This is a genomic window from Rufibacter psychrotolerans, from assembly GCF_016924645.1.
Lineage (GTDB): Bacteria > Bacteroidota > Bacteroidia > Cytophagales > Hymenobacteraceae > Nibribacter > Nibribacter psychrotolerans.
On the sequence record NZ_JAFFJV010000019.1, the window covers coordinates 22354 to 42254 of the forward strand.

Annotated in this window: 13 protein-coding genes; 7 read left to right on the forward strand and 6 right to left on the reverse strand. The window is 56.8% G+C overall.

Annotated features, from left to right (window positions below):
- Positions 1-36 precede the first annotated feature (36 nt).
- Positions 37-1026, reverse strand: a complete 990-nt coding sequence (locus tag JT718_RS16775) for a GlxA family transcriptional regulator (protein WP_205503946.1) — start codon at positions 1024-1026, stop codon at positions 37-39.
- 216 nt (positions 1027-1242) lie between these two features.
- Here JT718_RS16775 and JT718_RS16780 point away from each other — a divergent pair, with 216 nt between their 5' ends.
- The 3 genes from JT718_RS16780 to JT718_RS16790 are packed head-to-tail and all read left to right on the forward strand — an operon-like array spanning position 1243 to position 2743.
- The gene (locus JT718_RS16780; RefSeq protein WP_205503947.1) at positions 1243-1698 is read left to right on the forward strand and encodes an SRPBCC family protein; all 456 of its coding nucleotides are present in this window, start codon (positions 1243-1245) and stop codon (positions 1696-1698) included.
- A 12-nt stretch (positions 1699-1710) separates the two neighbouring features.
- Positions 1711-2259, forward strand: a complete 549-nt coding sequence (locus JT718_RS16785) for an SRPBCC family protein (RefSeq protein WP_205503948.1) — start codon at positions 1711-1713, stop codon at positions 2257-2259.
- Positions 2260-2272: 13 nt separating this feature from the next.
- Positions 2273-2743 carry a VOC family protein gene (locus tag JT718_RS16790; RefSeq protein WP_205503949.1) on the forward strand — a complete coding sequence of 157 codons (471 nt, stop codon included), beginning with the start codon at positions 2273-2275 and terminating at the stop codon, positions 2741-2743.
- 500 nt (positions 2744-3243) lie between these two features.
- On the opposite strand, the gene JT718_RS16795 is transcribed toward JT718_RS16790, so the two are convergent.
- From JT718_RS16795 to JT718_RS16805, 3 genes are all read right to left on the reverse strand, one after another.
- Positions 3244-5340: an OmpA family protein gene (locus tag JT718_RS16795; protein WP_205503950.1), complete on the reverse strand. Its 2097-nt coding sequence runs from the start codon at positions 5338-5340 to the stop codon at positions 3244-3246.
- A gap of 31 nt (positions 5341-5371) precedes the next feature.
- Positions 5372-6451 (reverse strand): tetratricopeptide repeat protein, encoded by a 1080-nt coding sequence (locus tag JT718_RS16800; protein WP_205503951.1) that lies wholly within the window; start codon positions 6449-6451, stop codon positions 5372-5374.
- A 459-nt stretch (positions 6452-6910) separates the two neighbouring features.
- Complete coding sequence (locus JT718_RS16805) at positions 6911-7510, reverse strand: porin family protein (protein ID WP_205503952.1); 600 nt, start codon at positions 7508-7510, stop codon at positions 6911-6913.
- 624 nt (positions 7511-8134) lie between these two features.
- Here JT718_RS16805 and JT718_RS16810 point away from each other — a divergent pair.
- On the forward strand, positions 8135-9007 hold the full coding sequence (locus JT718_RS16810; protein WP_205503953.1) for an arylamine N-acetyltransferase family protein: 873 nt from the start codon (positions 8135-8137) through the stop codon (positions 9005-9007).
- 235 nt (positions 9008-9242) lie between these two features.
- Positions 9243-9983: a ThuA domain-containing protein gene (locus tag JT718_RS16815; protein ID WP_205503954.1), complete on the forward strand. Its 741-nt coding sequence runs from the start codon at positions 9243-9245 to the stop codon at positions 9981-9983.
- 559 nt (positions 9984-10542) lie between these two features.
- Here the strand turns inward: JT718_RS16815 and JT718_RS16820 are convergent.
- Complete coding sequence (locus JT718_RS16820; protein WP_205503955.1) at positions 10543-13359, reverse strand: alpha-amylase family glycosyl hydrolase; 2817 nt, start codon at positions 13357-13359, stop codon at positions 10543-10545.
- A 195-nt stretch (positions 13360-13554) separates the two neighbouring features.
- Between JT718_RS16820 and JT718_RS16825 the strand changes: the two genes are divergently transcribed.
- On the forward strand, positions 13555-15576 hold the full coding sequence (locus JT718_RS16825) for an alpha amylase C-terminal domain-containing protein (RefSeq protein WP_205503956.1): 2022 nt from the start codon (positions 13555-13557) through the stop codon (positions 15574-15576).
- Positions 15577-15894: 318 nt separating this feature from the next.
- On the opposite strand, the gene JT718_RS16830 is transcribed toward JT718_RS16825, so the two are convergent.
- Positions 15895-17244, reverse strand: a complete 1350-nt coding sequence (locus JT718_RS16830) for a glycosyltransferase (protein ID WP_205503957.1) — start codon at positions 17242-17244, stop codon at positions 15895-15897.
- Positions 17245-17471: 227 nt separating this feature from the next.
- Between JT718_RS16830 and JT718_RS16835 the strand changes: the two genes are divergently transcribed.
- On the forward strand, positions 17472-19895 hold the full coding sequence (locus JT718_RS16835; RefSeq protein ID WP_240337144.1) for a glycoside hydrolase family 31 protein: 2424 nt from the start codon (positions 17472-17474) through the stop codon (positions 19893-19895).
- The last annotated feature ends 6 nt before the right edge of the window (positions 19896-19901 follow it).

A 19901-nucleotide genomic window follows, 5' to 3' on the forward strand; every position in this document is an offset into this window, starting at 1 on the left:
CGCCGGTTCCTCTTTCCCCAATACGCGACTGCGGCATCAGGAAACGGCTACCCGCGCGGCTTCTTTGTGGAACTTGTTGCGGTACTCCAGGGGGGAAATACCAGTGATTTTCTTAAAAGTAGCCCGAAACGCCTTGGTGTCTGAGTAGCCCACGGCGTACATGACCTCGTTCACGTTTTCGCGCGAAGTCTCCAGGCGGGTCTTGGCGGCCTCTACCTTCACCCGCTGAATGTACTCCATCACGGTGTTGCTGGTGGCCTTCTTGAACCGGCGCTCCAGGTTGCGGCGGCCCAGGTAAAATCGGGATGCCAGTTCATCTACCGTGATCTTCTCCTGGAAGTTGGCCTCAATAAACTCCTGGGCCTGTCTGATCAGGCTGTCTTCGTGGTCTTTCTGGCCGTTGAAAATTACAAACGGCGACTGGCTGCGGCGATCCATGTCAATCTGGAAGGCCTTGGACATGAGCACGGCAATCTCACGCCCCGCGTACTTTTCTATGAGGTACAGCACCAGGTTGAGGTAAGAGAAGGCGCCGCCGCTGGAATAAATGCCCTGCTCATCGGTGATGATGCGGTCTTCCACCAGCTCCACCTGCGGGAACATGCGCCGGAAATCTGGGGCGGCCATCCAGTGCGTGGCACATTTGCGCCCGTTCACCAAGCCAGTGGAGGCCAGCAGAAAAGCGCCCACGCAAAGGCTGGCTACCTCGGCCCCGCGCTGGTGCTGCGCTACAATCCAGGGCATAAAGTCTTGGTTCATCTCCAGGGCTGCGCGCATGTCCCCGTCCAGGGCCGGAATGATGATCAGATCGGTCTCGGCAATGTCCTTCGCCAGCACATCGGGGTACACGGTGTAAATGCCGCCGGCCACGGGCACCTCGGGGGTAAGCCCGGCCAGCTGCACCCGGAACAGGGCGGGTTTGCCCCCGCTTTTCAGGAGTTTGTTCACCTCAGTGAACACTTGGCGCGGGCCTTCCACACTGCCCAGAATGGCCCCTTTGGGTACTAATAGCGTGATGTGTTTCATGGTGGGTACAGGTGCTAGGTGGTGCCGCAAGGGAGCCCCGCCGGCTGCTTGGCCCTTGGGTTGCCTCTCCCGCGGCAGTACCCAAAGCTACCCAAACAGATTGTCGTAATCAACCCCAAGAATGGCGTGAACACCCCCTTCTTTATTCAGAAATTGCCTGTATGTTTGCCATGTACTCAAGGAGTTAACCCATTTGTCTAGCTAACCTCTACCACCATGGAAACTGTACAGATCAAAAAAGACATTGCCATCAACGCTTCCCGCCAGAGGGTCTGGGAGGTGCTCACCCAGGACCACTACGTAAGGCAGTGGTACGCCTCCTTCAGTGAGGGTGCCTACGCCGAGACCGACTGGCAGGAAGGCAGCAAGGTCCTGTTCAAAGACCCCTCCAACAACGGAATGGTAGCCCGGGTGGTGGCCAACAGGCCGCTGGAGCTACTGGACGTGGAGTATGCGGGCCTGGTCTCCAACGGGCAGGAAGACACCACCAGCGAAGAGGCCCGGGCGGTGCAGGGCGGCCGCGAAACCTACCAGCTCCAGGAAAAAGCCGGCCACACGCACCTGTCCATTTCCACCGACATGACCCCGGAGTATTTTGAGATGATGTCTACTGCTTGGGACGCGGCCCTGGCGAAGATTAAGGCAATGGCTGAAGCCCCATCCCAGAACTAAACCCGGCCAGCCATGAAGCTTATGAAACGGATCTTGGTAGGAGCCGGCACCCTGGTGGCGCTCCTGCTGGTGGCAGCGCTGTTCGTGCAGAAGGAATACACGGTGCAGCGCCAGATCATCATCAACAAACCCAAGGCCGAGGTGTTCGGCTACATCCGGCACCTCAAAAACCAGGACCACTACAGCACCTGGATCATGACCGACCCCGCCATGAAAAAGAGCTACCGGGGCACCGACGGCACGGTGGGCTTTGTCTATGCCTGGGACGGAAACGACCAGGCGGGCCAGGGCGAGCAGGAGATCACCCACCTCACCGAGGGACAGCGGCTAGACGTGGAGGTCAGGTTCATTCGGCCGTTCAGGAGTACCGCCCAGACGCCCATGACCACCGAAGCCCTAAGCCCTACCCAAACCAAAGTAACCTGGGGCATGAGGGGCGCCAACCCCTACCCTTTCAACCTCATGCACCTGTTTGTAGACGACATGCTGGGCCAGGACCTGGAAACCAGCCTTACTACCTTAAAGACCATTCTTGAGAAACCGCATTTCACCCACAACTAACCCACTATCACCTATGGCAACCATGCAAGTTTACCTCAATTTCCCGGGCACCACCCAGGAGGCCCTTACCTTTTACCAATCTGTTTTTGGGGGCGAGTTCCTGGAATTGATCCGTTTTGGTGACACCCCCGAGGCCGGCCGTGTTGCGGCCCACGAACAGGACAAGATCATGCACATGGCCCTGCGCACGGACCACGGCATGTTGCTGATGGCCACCGATGCCCTGGAATCTATGGGGCACCGGCTCACGCAGGGCAACAACTTCCACCTGAGCCTTACCACCGAAACGCGCGAAGAGGCCGATCAGCTTTTCCAGGGCCTGGCCCCGGGCGGAACCGTGTCGCTTCCCATGCAGGAAATGAACTGGGGAGACTATTTCGGCATGCTGACGGATAAATTTGGGGTGCAATGGATGGTCAGCTACCCCATGCCGCAGGCGCAACCCCAAGCCCAACCCGAGAAGGCGGCGGAGGCTTCCGCGTAAGGGCTGCCCCCTGCTTGTCTCCTGCCATGTTTTGGGTCTGTTTTAGAGAAATCAGGCCCGAAACATGGCTTCTCTTCCTTTTAGCCAGTTCTCTTCTCCAGTTCTCTTCTCTCGCAAACTATCCGGGCGCGGAGCACCAAAAACCTGCAGCCCAAGATGACGGCAGAAAACTAATCCTTCGCTTCTCGCCGCGCTGGGCGAACTAAAGCTTTCGCCCTATTTCCAGCGCCGTTTGCGCCTTTTCCTGACAAGCCCAAACGTAAAGTATAAGCAGCCCTGGGCAATTCCTCGGCTGCGTTCACTGGGGTTATGTCTCACCTTAGGGTTCAGACTAAGGTTCAGACTTGAAGCGGATTTCTTACAAAGCTGAAGCCCCCTGTTTCCGGCCTTTTTTTGTGAAAAAGGGCCTGAAACAGGGGGCTTTTAACTTGAGGTGCGCTGATGCGGAGCAGTTTAGAGTGCGGAGTGGCTTTTCTGGCAATTGCCAGGTGCCAGCCGGCCTATTTGCCTAGCAGTTTCACCTCAATGCGCTGGTTCTGGGTACGGCCTTCCTCGGTGTCGTTGCTGGCCACGGGTTGGTCGGCGCCAAATCCTTTGGCTTGCAGGCGCTTGGCGTTCACGCCTTTGGAGATCAGGTATTCCACCACGGCTTTGGCCCGGCTTTCAGAAAGCTTCAGGTTTTGGGCAGCCTCGCCTTTGTTGTCGGTAAAGCCACTGATCTCTACTTTCTGGCTGCGCTCATCCTTCAGGAACTCCACCAGCTGGTTCAGTTCGGGCATGGACTCGGGCTTGATCTTGGCCTGCTCGGGCTCAAAGAAGATGTTGCGCAGGGCCACGGCGCTGCCGGTAGCCACCGCCTTCAGCTGGATGTCTTTCTGCACCTTTCTGAATGCGTGGGCGGCCGTAAGGTCAAAGTTCTCTGAGTGCAGCAGGTTGCCTTCCTTCTTGATGGCCACGCCGTAGTTCTTGCCGGCCGGCAAGGAAAGGAGGTACTTGCCGGTTTGGCTGTTGGAGGAGTACGTGGCGATGACCTCGTTCTTCAGGTTGTCAATCAGCTCAATTTTGGCCTCGGTGGGGCCGTTGGTTTTGGCGTCTTTGATGGTGCCGTACAGCAGCAGGCTCTGCGGCGTCTTGAGGTCCTGCACCGGTACTTGCACCGGTTGCGGCACTCGAAGGGCCATGCTGGCCAGCAGATCATCCTCGGCGTTCAGGACCATGGGCTTCTCGGGCCCCAGGAACGTTACCCGGAAGATATCTGTGGACTTCTGCCCTTTTTCCAGCCGGTTAGAGGCCAGGTACCCGTACCGGCCACTGGCCCCCACGGCCAGAAAATAGTCATCATCGGGGGAGTTCACGGGGTAGCCCACGTTCTCTGGTTTGGACCACTTGCCGTTCTCGTACACGCTTTTGAAGATGTCATAGCCGCCCATGGAAGAATGCCCCTCTGAGCTGAAGTACAGGGTCTTGCCGTCGGGCAGGAGGAAGACGAAGCCTTCGTCATAGGGCGTGTTCAGGTCGGGGCCGGCGTTCACGGGTTTTCCCCACTCGCCCTTGCTGTCCATCACGGAGTAGTAGATATCGTGCTTGCCGATGCCGTTGGGCCGGTTGCTCACGAAGTACACAGTTTTGCCGTCATAGGAATAGGCGGCCGAGCCTTCGTGGGCGTTGGAGTTGAGGTTCTTCAGGGCCTCGGGCTTGGACCACTCGCCGCCCTTGAGCCGGCTCTCGAACAGGTCGCCGTTGTCGTCCTCGCGGTACAGGATCAGGCGCTGCCCGTCCGGCGAAAGGCTCACCGCCGACTCAAACTTGTCTGAGTTGACGTTCTGACCCATGTTTTTGGCCGGAGTCCACTGCCCGTTTACCTTGGTGCTGAGGAACAGGTCTTCGTGCAGGGCGGGTGCTTTCTCGGTTTTCTCTTCCTCTTTTTTCTTTTTGTCGTTTTCTGTGGCTTCCGGGGCCCTGCGGGAAGTGAACACCATCACCGTCTCGTCGGCGGAGATTACGGGGCTGTACTCGGGGGCGTCGGTGTTTATTTCGGGGCCCAATTTGTCAAAATGCACCAAAATCGGCTTTTGCTGTAATTGCTCGCCCGACAAGCACTCCCTGATGTGCTGGTTCACCACTTGAATCTTTTCCTTGTTTTTGTCGGTGGGCAGGGTGGCCAGGTACTTCTTGTACTCGGCGGTGGCCTTTTTCCAGTCCAGGTTCACCTGGTAGGCGCGGCCCAGGTAGAAGCCCAGGTCTGGGTGCACCGCGGGGTTAAGTTTACGGGCGGCCTCCAGGTACTGCGCGGCCTGGGCTTTTTCATCTGAGAACAGGTAACACACCCCCAGCCTGTAGTTGAGGGTGGTGCTGTGGGGGTTGAACGCATGGGCCGCTTTGTACGGGGCAATGGCGTTTCTGTAGTGAACGCGGCGGTACTCCTCGTCTACCTTCTTGGAGAGGAAGATCTCGTCGCCGTCGTCCAACTTCTTCTTGGCGTCTCTGAACCCGTCTTTGTTTTGCTTGAAGTTGTCTTTCTCAAACTCTACGTTCTGCTGGGCGTAGGCCTGGCCCAACACCAGCAAACAGGCAACTGTAAGTAAATGTCTTTTCATGTTCTTGGAATTAAAGGCAAAAGAGAACAGGTTACTTCTCGTTGCAATGGGTGAGGTAAGCTTTAGCGGCCGCAATGTTCAGCGAGAGCGCTTTGGCCCAGTCCTGGCAGGCAGAATCATCGCGCAGCATCTCCTTGGCGATGCCGCGGTTGAGGTACGCAGACCCGTATTGGTCATTGATCTGCAGGGCGAAGTTGCAGTCTTCCAGCGCCCCTTTGTAGTCTTTGAGCTTGAATTTAGCCGCCGCCCGGTTGTTATAGGCGAAGGCGTACTGCGGGTTCAGCTGGATGCACTTGGTGAAATCGGCCAGGGCCCCGGCGTAGTCACCGGCCTCAAACCGGGCCTTGCCCCGGCTGTTGTACGCCAGGTGGTAGTCTTTTTTGCGCTCCACGGCCTTGCTGAACTCGTCAATGGCCCCGTTCAGGTCGCCCTTGGCCTGCTTGATGCTGCCCAGGTTGTGGTAGGCCACGGCCAGGTCGGGGTCTAGTTCCACCGCCTTCCGGAAATCGGTCAGGGCCCCGTCCAGTTCTTTCAGTTGCCGCTTGGCGCTGCCCCGGTCATGGTAGATGTTGGCGTTGCGCGGGGTGAACTTGAGCGCCACCGAATAGTCTTCCACGGCCTCCTTGAAGTTCTGGTTCTCAAAGTGGAGGCCGGCGCGCAGGTACCACACCATGGGATGGTTGGCGTCCAGTTCGGCGGCTTTGTTGTAATCGGCCAGGGCACCGGCTTTGTCGCCCTCGGTCTGGCGGGCGCGGCCCCGGCTGAAGAAGGCCTGCGGATTGGCACTGTTCAGCGCCAGGGCGCGGTTATAGTCATCAATGGCGTTTTTCACGTCTTTGAGTTCATAGTACACGTTGCCCCGGCTAAACCAGGCCTGGTCCATGTCGGGCCGCAGCGTGATGGCCGAGTCGAGGCTCACCAGCGCCTGCTTGTATTCCTTCTGGCTGATCAGCAGGAGCCCGTTTTTGTACAAGCGGTCGGCCATGGCATTTGGGTCCAGGGCCGCTACCGCTACGGTGTCTTTTACCGCCACAGAATCCTGTACCTCCTGCGCGTGCACCCCCAAACAGAAAACAGAGCCGAAGAGTGAGAAAAGTAGAGCTTTCTTCATACTCATTACATTTTATAGATAAAAGATACGGTTACAAACCAGGTTGCCTGGCACGGCCACTCCCTTGGGGGCAGGTGCGTTTCGGGCCTGAATCTCTGCCTTTGGCCCCAAAACAGGGAACAGCAGGCAAAAAGCGGTGCCTTGCTCAGCTAGCCGGGGGATTGCTACGCTGGGCCCAATCATTTGGCGAACACCATCTGTACAGTTTCCCAAAATTAGGTATAAAATTCACGAAATGTTGGTATTTTGCTTATACCAAAGCCGGCAACGCCAATTTTACCTACTTTTAAGTAGTGGTTTTGTGGGGTGATTGGATAGTTTATGGGAATTGTGCCCACGAGCGCCGGCTCATTCTGATGGCAAGGTGACAAAAAATCCCCCGGTTTCGGGGCTGTTTCAGTAAAAACAGCCCCGAAACCGGGGGAATTGATTCATTCAGACCAAAACGGCGGTTACCGCTTACTTGCCAATGAGTTTATAGCCCAGGCTGAAGATTACCTGTTGGTTTCTGAAGTCCACGCTGCCGGTGCTGGCATCTGTGTAGGAGCGCTTAAGGCGTTCGTACCGCACATCGGCGGTCAGCCGGGAGATGTCCACGCCGGCCCCAATCTGGTAGCCCCAGTCCGCCGAATCCATGGCTTTCTTCATGTCCATAGTTCCAAACTCGCTGTCAATCAGGAATGAGGCAACGGGTCCGGCGTACGCGCGGGCAAACAGGAGTTTATAGCCTACCAAGAGGGGAACGTCTACGTTGGTGAATCCCATTTCCTGCACGGTGGTGTTGCCCATGTCATCGGGCACTTCAAATTTGCCGCCCGAAGAAGAAAGCACCGCCTCTGGTTGCAGCAGGAAGCCCGCTACGTTAAAGCGGGTAAACACCCCGGCATGGAACCCGGTGATGCTTCCCTCCTCTTTTAATTGCGAGAAGTTGGCATTGGCATTTTTCAGGTCTACGTTGGAAGAACTGATCCCCGCCTTCAACCCTAAGGTAAAGAGCTGGGCATGGGCCATAACGCCGGTAAAAAGCAGTACAGCCGTTAAAAGAAAGCATTTTTTCATAGTTGATGATTGGTTAGGCACTCTGTAGCAACGCTAAGGAAATACAAGTCCCGGTCATATCCAAACTTTCGCCTGCCCGCCACCTCGTTCTCTGGATATATGAGATTACTCCCAGGATTTAAAACCGGGTTTTACGGTGCTTGCCGGTTCCCGGAGCCCTCTTGGAGCCCTCTTTTAGACAAGCTGGCTAAGACACGTGGTTGGCAAAGGAACCTCCTCCATTCCCGCTGATACGTCATTTCACCGAAGCCTGCTTACTACATTTTTATCCAAACGTGCCTGTTCATTTAACCGGCATTTAGCACTACCAAAAGGGTTAAAGCCTATTTAAACCAAAAATAATGCACACTCATTATGTTTTATAAAAATAATAAGTATATATTAGACCTTTATAAGGCCAAGCACCCCTACTGGCTTCGCTTACAATCCTTTACAGTACCCCCAAACTTACACTATACAAAGCCACTAGGCGACGCGTAGCACCGCCCCGTGGACTTCCTGTAGCTCTGAGTCATAAATGGAGGTACAAAGCCAGATACTATCAAGTTTATAGCAGTAAAAAGAAACTTATATACCTAAAAAGAAAAGCTTAATCAATCCTACTACCCTTTATTACAGAACGTTATGACCACCATTGCTCCCGTTGCGCCCGTAAAGACATTCTTCAAAATCAACAAAGAGGGGTTAAACATAAGCCGCTACCTGGCGCGCATTGGTTACACCGGAGACACCGCGCCCACCCTGGAAACCCTCCGGCAACTGCACTACCTGCACGCCCTCACCTTCCCGTTTGAGAACCTGAACCCTTTCCTTAAGAAACCGGTGCCCCTTGACATTGAAACCCTGCAGCGCAAAATGGTGGAAGACGCGCGGGGCGGCTACTGCTTTGAACAGAATCAGCTTTTCAGCCATGCCTTGCAGGCCCTGGGCTACAAGGTGAAAGGCCTGGCGGCCAGGGTGCTGTGGAACGTACCGGGGGGCGTGACCACTGCCCGCGCCCACATGCTGCTGCTGGTGGAGGTGGAAGGTGAAGAATACCTGGCCGACGTGGGGTTTGGCGGCCTCAGTCTCACGGCCCCGCTGCGCCTGCACGACCTGAGCGAGCAGCGAACCACGCATGAGACGTTCCGCCTGGTGCCGCTGGAAGACGAGTACGTGCTGCAGGCCAGAATCCAGGACACCTGGAAACCTTTGTACCGCTTCGGGCTGCAAGAGCAATTCACCGCCGACTACGAAGTGTCGAACTGGTTCACCTCCACCCATCCCAGATCACCTTTTGTGACGGGTCTGCTGGTAGCCAAAGTTACTCCGGAGGCCCGTTACTGCCTGCGCAACAATGAGCTCAGCGTACATTACGTGCACGGCAAATCGAAACGCCAGTTCATCACCACGCCGGGCCAGCTATACACCATCCTGAAAGAAGGGTTTGACCTGCCGGTTTCTTACACGCCAGAACTGGACCAGGCCCTGCGCTTCATTCTGCAGCCCCTGAATTAGCCAGCGCTTCTTACCGCCTCTCAATTTCTGGAACTTGACCCACAAGGGGCAACAGGTGAGCTATTGCCTAATGGTAGCTTCTGTAAAAGCCTTGGCGCACCGCTGCATGCCAAACGGGCAACCCATAAGAACGCCTTGTTTTTGCCCTCTTTTTTGTAAAACCGCACTAAAACCCTTAGACTTAGAACAGAAACCGGGCCTTGCCGCATGCTGCCCGCCACGTGTCCTCGCCTGTATGAAACCATTCCTTTCAGCTCTGCTGCTGGTGCTCTGCCTGTACAGCGGCTGCGTTCCCAATGCCCGGTTGGCCGGTAAAAAAACCACCCCAGCCCTGCTGGTCTTCTATAAAACCGCCGGGTATTACCATACCTCCATCCCCACCGGGTTGGCAGCCTTGCAAAGACTTGGCAAAGAGAACAACTTTACCGTAGACACCACCAGGAATGCGGCCCACTTTACCCCAGATTCGCTGGCGAAGTACCAGGCGGTAGTGTTCCTGAGCACCACCCAGGATGTGCTGAACCCGGCACAGCAAAAAGTCTTTGAGCGGTACATACAAGGTGGCGGCGGCTTTGTGGGCATCCACTCTGCCACCGACACCGAGTACGACTGGCCCTGGTACAACCAGTTGGTAGGCGCTTACTTTGAGAGCCACCCCGAGGTGCAGCAAGCCACCATCCAGGTAGTGGACAAAGCCCACCCCGCCACCAGCATGCTGCCCACCCACTGGCAACGCACCGACGAGTGGTACAACTTCAAAAGCATCAACCCGAGCGTGAAAGTACTGGCTACGCTAGACGAGGCTACCTACCAAGGCGGCAAGAACGGCACGAACCACCCCATTGCCTGGTACCACACTTTTGACGGCGGACGAGCCTTCTACACCGCCGGCGGACACACCAAGGAAAGCTATGCAGAGCCTTTATTCCTCCAGCACCTGCTGGGTGGCATCAACTATGTCCTCCAAAGGGAGTAAGCTCCGTGCTAGCTACTTCCGCCCGAAACTCTGGAGAGACTCCCGTATTTGCTTGTTCTTACCAACCGCACTCGTTCCCAACCCTATGCCGATTGCCAAAAGCATCGGCTTTCTTTTTGGCCATTACCTTTCCGTTTGCGCTACTTCTGCAGGTTCAATCATAGGAAATTATAGCCGAACATTAGTGAAACTACCAGCAGATGACTGAAAAGTGACTCTCCCCTTGAGGGGAGCGCAGAGGAGTGTTTACATCTGCTGGTCCATTCCCAATTAGTCTTTCGGTCTGAAGAAATCAGCAGTTAAATCTTCTACTAAAAGCACTGCAATTGCTGCTCGCCGGGGTAAACCGCCTCCTTAATTTTCCTTCATGAAAAGAGCCTGTTGCATTAGGCACAAAGGAAAACACCACAGCTACCAATGGCAGCTATTTCTCACAAGCGCTATAACCAAAAAAAGCCCCCGTCGTTTTAGCGTTGTTTTTACAGAAACAGCGCTAAAACGACGGGGGCTTTTATTTAAGGGAAGCGGCGGAGGCGCCTCTTCCATCACGGCTTATCTGTTACTGCACTACCACTTGCAGGGCTTTGCTGGTAGTACCCGTGATAAGCTTGCAGTGGTAAATGCCCGGTGCCAGACGGCCACCGTTGGTCTTCAGGGGTTGGGTGACAGTGTGGTTACCGGCGGCTTGTCTACCCAACGACTTGCTGATGAGCAATCGGCCCACCTGGTCGTACACCTGCAGGGAAACGTCGGCGGCGGCGGCCAGCTGGTACTGAACGGTTACCTGGCCGGTTCTGGTGGGGTTAGGGTACGCCACCACGTTCTTGGCCAGGTCTGCCTCGTCCTTGGATTTAAGCAGGATGCTGGAGGTAGACAGGCGCTTGGTGGTGTATACGCGGTACTCACCGGGTTGTAGCGTGATGGCCTGGTTGACGTTGGTCACGGTGTAGGCTTCGCCGGTAACGTAGTCGTACCAGGTACCCACGTGCTGGAACTTAGGATCAATGGTGCCGGCAGTTACCCCGAAGTTCCCCAGCACGGCCACGTTCATGTCCGGGTCCTGGAGGTGGATGGTTTTCAGAGCGCCGTCCAGGTTCAGGGTGAAGTTGTTGGTCTCAAAGGCCGGCTGGTTGACCTTCAGCTTGATGAGGGCAGCGTACACGTTGTACAGTTTGCGGCGCTCCGGCTCATTGTAGTAATTCCACAGGATAGGCTTGTTGCCGGTGCGGCCGTTCTGGTTAATAGGAATGTCATAGCCCAGCTCCCCGAACTGCCAGATCATCTTAGGCCCCGGGATGGTGAAGAAGAAAGCGGCCGCCAGCTGCATGCGCTGCAGGGCAGTAGTCAGGTTTTTGGTGCTGTACGTACCCGCGCTGTTGCCGTGGTTGAGCAGTTCCACCATCTGGCGCTCCTCGTCATGGCTTTCCATGTAGCCCACCACGTGCGGGCTGTTCCAGTTGCGCTGTTTGTGGGACACCCAGTTGAAGTTAGAGTTGGCGGTGTAGCCCATGGCAGCCTGCTTGTACTGGAAGTGCAGGTTGCCCCATAGCATCATGCCGTAGTTGGCCAGCACCGTTTCCTCGCTGTTATCGGCAAAATGCTCCAGAATCACGTAGGCATCGTTTTCCACCGACCACACGTGGTCGGCCATGCGCTTGAGCAGGTCAATGCGGCTTTGGTCAAACTGGCCCCAGGCGCCGGTGTTGCCTAGCGTCTGTTTCTGGGTGAAGCCCTTGGAAAGGTCGAACCGGTAGCCGTCTACGTTGTATTCCTGCAGCCAGAACTCCGTCACCCTGTCCACAAAATACTTGGTGGCCGCGCTTTCGTGGTTGAAGTCATGCCCCACGTTGAAGTCATGTTTGGGGTCTGGGTTGAACCAGGGACTCTCCGGCGTGGTCTTGCCGGTGGCGCCGTTGTAGTACAGCTGCACCATGGGCGACTGCCCGAAAGAGTGGTTCAGGGCGATGTCCAGGATCACGGCCATGCCGCGGGCGTGTGCCTCGTCTATGAACTGCTTCAGCATCTCCTTGGTGCCGTAGTACTTGTCGGGCGCAAAGTAGTACACTGAATTATAGCCCCAGCTCAGGTTGCCCTCAAACTCATGGATGGGCATCAGCTGAATGGCGTTCACGCCCAGGCGGCTCAGGTAATTCAGCGTGTCGGTGAGGGTTTTGTAGTCATGTTTTTCCAGGAAGTCGCGCACCAGCAGCTCATAGATCACCAGGTCGGTTTTCTTGGGTTTGGTGAAGTTAGGCACCTTCCAATGGTAAGGCGTCTGGTTGGTCTGCAGCACAGACACCATGCCGGTGGCCTTGCCGGTGGGGTATGGCTTCAGGTTGGGGTAGGTCTCGGCGGCAATGAAGCGGTCCTCGTTGGGGTCAAGGGTTTTCTGGGTGTAAGGGTCCCCCACCCTCAGGGTCTCGTCCACCAGGTACTGGTAGGCGTATTCCTGGCCCGGGGTCAGGTTGTCTAGCTGCACCCAGTAGCGGGTTCCGTCTGGGGTGCGCTTCATGGGCGTGGCGCCCACCGACCAGTTGTTGAAATCACCTACCACATACACGTTCTGCTTGTGGGGCGCGTACAGGTTGAGCAGCACGCTGGTGGCGCTCAGGTAGGTAACCCCGTCTTTGGCGTTGGCCGGCAGCGCCTGCACCTGGGTAGCCGACCGCACTACAAAAATAAATGAGTCCACGGCGGTGGCGGTGCCCGTTTCGGCCATCAGTTTCACCTTGTTGGGCCCGGGAGTAGTGGCGGTTACCTGCGCCTCCAGGGTGGTGGCCGCGGCTTCTTCCTTCACCTTCACCCCGTTCACCAGCAAAGAGAGTTTGGCCGTGGCCGAGGCGTTGCCCCTTACCTGGATGGTCTGGTTCTGGTCCACGAAAAGGCCGTTCATGCCTACCACGGGCTGCGCGAACGACACGTTCACGGAACCCGCTGAGTAGATGTTCACCCTAATGTCTTTGCCCCCGGTATCTTTGCCTTCGCGGCTCCCGTTGGCGTTGCGGAACACAAACATCAGCGCCTTGATCTCCTCACCGGCGGGCACGTTGTAGAAGGTGCGGGGCGTGAGGGTGATCTGGTACCGGTTGTTCCCCAAAGACTGCATCAGGATCTCGGGCGCGGTGCTGCCCCAGGGCGCTTTCACGTACTTCCAGTCAGAATCTGAGGTACTCAGGTTGGTCAGCACGCCGGTGTGGGCGTACACCGGCGGCCCAACGTTGGCCAGTCCGCCGGTTCCCTTGGTGGCGTCAAAGGTGATGGTCACCGGTTCATCATGGACAGGAAAAGCCGGCGACCAGGTCACCACCTGCGCCTGAACTGCCTGTGCCAGCAGCAAGACCAGCAACAAGCCAAGCAAACGAAACGTAGTTTTCATGCGATAGGCAATAATTAGTTTAGTGAGAGATAGCGAACCAATCTCAAGCGAAATCGATTTCCTTGCGAATTTATCAAAATTAACCTATAATCATATACCCTATTTACCAACTTTCAACGCTGCTTGTCTAATGGTGTTTCAATGTTGCACCTTATCCCGGCGAAGTGTAACTTAACCAACTCCAAAACTGCTCCTATGCCCCAGGTAACCCCTATTCTCCCGTTGATTCAATCAGACAGTTGGCTTGCCCCCTACACACCGCACCTGAAGAGACGGTTGGCGCGCTATGAACAAACCCAGCAAGACATTGACCAGGCCTGCGGCTCCCTTGCCCACTACGCAACCTGGCACCACCGCATGGGGCTGCACCATGAACCCCAGAACAAGGGGTGGCGCTACCGCGAATGGGCCCCCGCCGCGCAGGCGCTCTCGCTCATTGGTGATTTCAACTTCTGGGACCGTAGTGCCCATCCGCTCAAAAGGCTGGAGGGCGGCATCTGGGAAGTGTTTCTGCCCGAAGACCAGGTACAGGTCCTGCACGGGCACCGCTACAAGGTGCACGTGGTAGGCGCCACCGGCGAAGGCCGCGACCGCATCTCGCCCTTTACCTTGCGGGCCATCCAGGACCCGGACACGTATGATTTCTCGGGCCAGTACTGGGCTCCGGAAACAGAGTTCACCTGGACCGATGAAGATTTCAACGTAAGCCAGCTTACCCAGCCGCTCATCTATGAGTGCCACGTGGGCATGGCCCAGGAAAAGCACGGGGTAGGCACCTACCGGGAGTTTGCCGACCTAATCTTGCCGCGCATTGCGGAAACGGGGTACAACTGCCTGCAGCTGATGGCCCTGATGGAGCACCCCTACTACGGCTCGTTTGGCTACCACGTCTCCAACTTCTTTGCCCCTACTTCGCGGTTCGGTACCCCCGAGGACCTCAAGTACCTGATCAATGAGGCCCACCGGCGGGGCATTGCCGTGATCATGGACCTGATCCATGCGCACGCGGTGAAGAACATGGCCGAGGGCTTAGCCGATTTTGACGGCTCCGGGGGCCAGTACTTCCACCAGGGCCCGCGCGGGCACCATCCCGGCTGGGACTCCAAGCTTTTCAACTACGGCATTCCGGAGGTGAGGCGGTTCCTGCTGTCTAATGTGCGGTACTGGCTGGAGGAGTTCCACCTTGACGGTTTCCGGTTCGATGGCGTGACCTCCATGCTGTACCACCACCACGGCGAGGGCGTGGCGTTTGGCCATTATGACCGCTACTTTGACCGGGGCGTGGACGAAGACGCCATCCTGTACCTGCAACTGGCCGCCGAGTTGAGCCACACCTTTAAACCGGGCGCGGTCCTGATTGCCGAAGACATGAGCGGCATGCCGGGCCTGTGCCGCCCCATCCCGGACGGGGGCATAGGGTTTGACTACCGCCTGGCCATGGGCATCCCCGACTACTGGATCAAGACGCTCAAGCACACCAAAGACGAAGACTGGAACCTGGATGCCATCTGGTGGGAGCTCACCAACCGGCGCGTGGGCGAGAAAACCGTGGCGTACGCCGAGTCCCATGACCAATCCTTGGTGGGCGATAAAACCCTGGCCTTCTGGCTCATGGACAAGGAAATGTACTTCCACATGCGGGTCATTGACCAACATCCGGTCATTGACCGGGGTGTGGCGCTGCACAAGCTGATTAGGCTACTGACCCTGTCGTTGGGCGGCGAGGCCTACCTCACGTTCATGGGCAACGAGTTCGGCCACCCCGAGTGGGTAGATTTCCCCCGGCAGGGCAACAACTGGAGTTACCAATACGCCCGCCGCCAATGGTCCCTGGTAGACAACCCCGACCTGCGGTACCGCCACCTGTGGCAGTTTGAGAAAGACATGCTGGCCCTGGCCCAGGAGTTTGAGGTGCTGGAGCACGGCCCGGCGCACAAACTGCACCAGGACAACCATAACCAGGTCATCATCTTTGAAAGGGCGGGGCTGATCTTCCTGTTCAACTTCCACACGCACCATTCTGTCCCAGACTATCTGTTTCCCGTGCCCGAGCCCGGCACCTACACCATGGTGCTGTCCTCAGACACCCCCGAAACCGGAGGCCATGACCGCGTAGACCCCACCGTGAAATACTTCACTCAGCCCACCCAGTACGGCCCAAGGCTAAGCATCTACCTGCCCAACCGCACGGCCCTGGTGCTGAAAAAGGAGGAATAAGGCTTGCCCAAAGCCCTGACCTGCTGCTTAAAGCGTCCGCTCAAATGGGGGATTGTTTTATGCTTTTAATTAGTGCCAAAACTGAATCGGGCCTGTTTTCTGGAAAACAGGCCCGATTCAGTATGGTAGGCAGCAAGTACAGAGGTGAGGGCCGGCACTCTTCATCTAATGGGATGCTTTGGTGTGAAAATCAAAAAACGGAAGGCCGCCGCAGAGTACTGCGGCGGCCTTCCGTTTGTGTAGCAACCTGCCTCCTGTTTCACAGAAAGGCTGTTTATGGGGTGTTTTATCGTAATCTGGGCAAAACTGCCGAGTTTTTTAGCCAAGGGGTTGCTCCTGCCCTTGCAGTTGCAGGGCGGAGTGCAGGCTTTCCAGCACCTGGTCGGCGGTGGTGCCCCAGGTGAGCTGTTTCAGGGCCGCCTGGTTGGCCTGCACCTGCTTGGCGCGGAGCTCCTCGTCTTCCAGCAGTTGCAGGATGTGTCTTGCCAGGCCATCGGTGTCGTTGCAGTCGGCCACGCTGGCCTCGGGCAGCACCTCGGCGGCGCCTGTCTGGTGGGTGATCACCACGGGCAGTCCGGCCTGGGTGGCCTCCAGGGCCGCCAGGCCGAAGGGCTCTGACAGGGCCGGCAGGCAGAACACGCTGGAGTTCTTCAGGAGGGTATCAGCCTTGGCGGGCGGCAGGAAACCGGTAAAGGTAACGGCCTCCTCTATGCCCAGTCGTTTTACCATGTTCTGGGCCTCTTCAAACTGCGGGCCGTGTCCGGCCACCACAAAGTTTACCTCAGGGTCTTTCTTCAGGACTTGTTTGGCTACTTTCAGGAACTGCAGAGGACCTTTCTGCGCCACCAAACGGCCCAAAAATGTTACCTGCTTGCGTTTCACCGGCGCCACCGGAGAGGGGGCTACCCTGTCTACCCCGTTGTACACCACCTGCACTTTCTTGGCCGGTATGCCGTAGCGCTTGGTTATCATGCGGGCGGTCCGGTCGCTCACGGCCAGGATCAGGTCTGCCTCGTGCATGGCTTTGGATTCCAGCTCATACACCCAGCCCAGGGGCTCGCCCACCTGGCGGTCGAACGACAGGCTGTGCACGTGCACTACCAGCGGAACCTTGCGTTGGGTTTTAATTTCCATGCCCGCCAGAAAGGTCATCCAGTCATGGGCGTATACCACGTCAATCTCCTTGTGCGAAGCCAGCCGGGCGGCGTACCGCGCAAACTGGATCACCTCAAAGTTGAGCGTTCCCTTTGCCCCGTTGGCCACATTGATCTGGGGCTTGCCATTATAGCTTGAATGAGTGGTCTTTACGGTGTCGGGCACCTGTACTTCCTGGGTCTCAGATTCCACGGATTCCTCCGGCGGAGTGCCTCCGGCGGGTACGGCAGAACCTTCATACGGGAAAAGATTGGCAGGAACTCGGTGGGTGATGGCAAATCGCTCAAAGGTTTGGGCAACGGGCGCCTGTTTGATTTCTTCCAGGTCTAGCTTGTTCAGGCCCACAACTTCGGCATGATGGTCAAGGGCAAGCTGGTCTGCCTGCGGTACAATCATGGTAAGTTCAACTTGTTTGGCCAGGGCCTCGGCTAGGTGAAAACAGGCTTTGCCTACTCCTCCATTTAAAATAGGCTGATCTTCCCAGCCTAGCATTAGTACTCGCAATTTTCTCATTATTACTCAATTCTTCAAAGACGCGGGGAGTGGTATCATGTAAAGATAGAGAAGCATTGTTCTCCTACAAGGCACCACCGGCATTTTTTTTCAATAAGGAGCCGCTTTTCGGCGTTTTATCGAAAACATTCCGTAATTATGCGGTTTGGTTTACGCATAAATACTGAGTACAAACCTTTTTTTGATAAGTACAAATCCCTATTTTCTTTTCCTGCTCTTACTTTTTCATGGATAGTTCTATTCAAGACACTAATTACATGATCAACGATCTGGGCGCAAAACGCGAGGAGTTCTTCGCCGGCACCCTTACCCACGTTGATCACCTAGACCATACCGTTACCCTTTGGTGTGATAACCAGGCAGGCCTGAGGGTAGAGGCCCTCTCCAACCACATCCTGCGCTTTAAGTTCACCACCGACGGCACCTTCGCCCGGGAGTTTTCCTATGCCCTGGCGCCGGGGCGGCCCAGGGCCAACACCCGCCTCAAGGTAAAAACGCTCGCTGATCATATCCGGATTACCACCAAAGAGTTGATCTGTACGGTTTCCAAAGTAGGTTTGGTTACACGAATTCTGGATAAATCTGGCACCGTGCTGAACGAGGACGAAAAAGGCTTCCACTGGGAAGACCACAAAGAGTACGGCGGCGAGATTGTGAAGATGAGCAAGGCCGTGCAGAAAGACGAGTTCTACTACGGCCTGGGCGACAAGGCCGCCAACATGAACCTGCGGGGCCAGCGCTTTGAGAACTGGGGCTCAGACACCTACGGCTACAAGAAAGGCACCGACCCCTTGTACAAGAACATCAACTTCTACATGGGGCTGCACCACCGCCAAGCGTATGGTGTGTTTTTTGACAACACGTTCCGCACGTTCTTTGACTTCGGCAGCGAGCGCAAGGAGGTGACCAGCTTCTGGGCGCAGGGCGGCACCATGGACTATTACTTCATCTACGGCCCTTCCCTCACCCAGGTGGTGGAGCGGTACACCCAACTCACCGGCCCGCCCGAACTGCCGCCCCTGTGGGCCCTGGGCTACCACCAGTGCAAGTGGAGCTACTACCCAGAGGCGGTGGTGAAAGACCTGGCCCAAGGCTTCCGCGACCGCAAAATCCCCTGCGATGCCCTGTACCTGGACATTGACTACATGGAAGGCTTCCGGTGCTTCACCTGGAGCAAAGACTACTTCCCCGAGCCCAAGCGCATGGTGCAGGAACTCAAGGAAGACGGTTTCAAGACCGTAGTGATCATTGACCCGGGCATTAAGGTAGACCGCGACTACTGGGTGTACCAGGAAAGTATCAAAAACGATTACTTCTGCCGCCGCGCCGATGGTCCCCTCTACAAGGGAACGGTATGGCCGGGCCTCTGCCATTTCCCGGATTTCACCCGCGAAGACGTGCGCACCTGGTGGTCTGGCCTGTTTAAGGGACTTATAGAAGAAACAGGCGTAAAAGGCGTCTGGAACGACATGAACGAACCGGCCGTGTTTGAGATTGGCACCTTCCCCAACGACGTGCGCCACCACTTTGACGGCGAGCCCGGTAGCCACCGCAAGGCCCACAACATCTACGGCATGCAGATGGCTCGCGCCACCTATGAGGGCGTGAAGCAGTTCTCTTACCCAGACAGGCCCTTCACCATCACCCGCTCGGGCTACGCAGGCGTGCAGCGCTACGCCTCCGCCTGGACCGGCGACAACATCGCCTCCTGGGACCACCTGTGGCTGGCCAACATCCAGTGCCAGCGCCTCAGCATCTCGGGGCTTTCGTTCGTGGGGTCAGACATAGGCGGGTTTATTGAAACGCCAGACGGCGAGCTGTACGTGCGTTGGCTGCAGTTGGGCATTTTCCACCCGTTCTGCCGCACCCACTCCTCCGGCGACCACGGCGATCAGGAGCCCTGGTCATTCGGGGAGCCGTACACCGGCCTGGCCCGTAAATTCATTGAGCTGCGCTACCAACTCCTGCCCTACCTGTACACCACCTTCTGGCAGTACGTAGACCAGGGCACACCCATGCTGCGGCCCCTGGCGTTCCTGGACCAAACGGACCCCGAGTGCTACCACCGCATGGCCGAGTTCTCGGTGGGCGACCATCTGTTGGTGTGCCCCATCACGCAACAAGGGGTGAAAGGCCGCATCCTGTACCTGCCGCAGGGCCAGTGGTACAACTTCTGGACCGATGAGCTGGTACAGGGCAAGCGGGAAGTCTGGGCCGAGGCGCCGCTGGACAAGATCCCGATGTTTGTGCAGGCCGGAGCGGTGGTTCCGTTTTACCCCGTGCAGCAGTACGTGGGCGAGCTGGCAACCCCACCCGTTACTCTGCATGTGTACCACGGCACCGAAACCTGCACCAGCAAACTCTATGAAGACGGCGGCGAGGGCTACGGCTACGCCGAAGGCAACTTCCTGCACAAGACCTTCCAGACCAGCAACCCAGAGGGAATCTTCACGGTGACGCAGGAACGCGAAGGCGCGGGCCAGGATGCTTATACCACCTATGACCTGGTGCTGCACGGCGTTCCAACCAACGCCCAGAAAATTTTGGTGGATGGCGCTGAGATCAGTTTTGAGGTTAAGGCAGATACCCACCAACTCTTGCTTACCGTGCCCGCCGGGTTTGCCCAACTACAGGTAATCTCCGCAAAATAGGCCTCC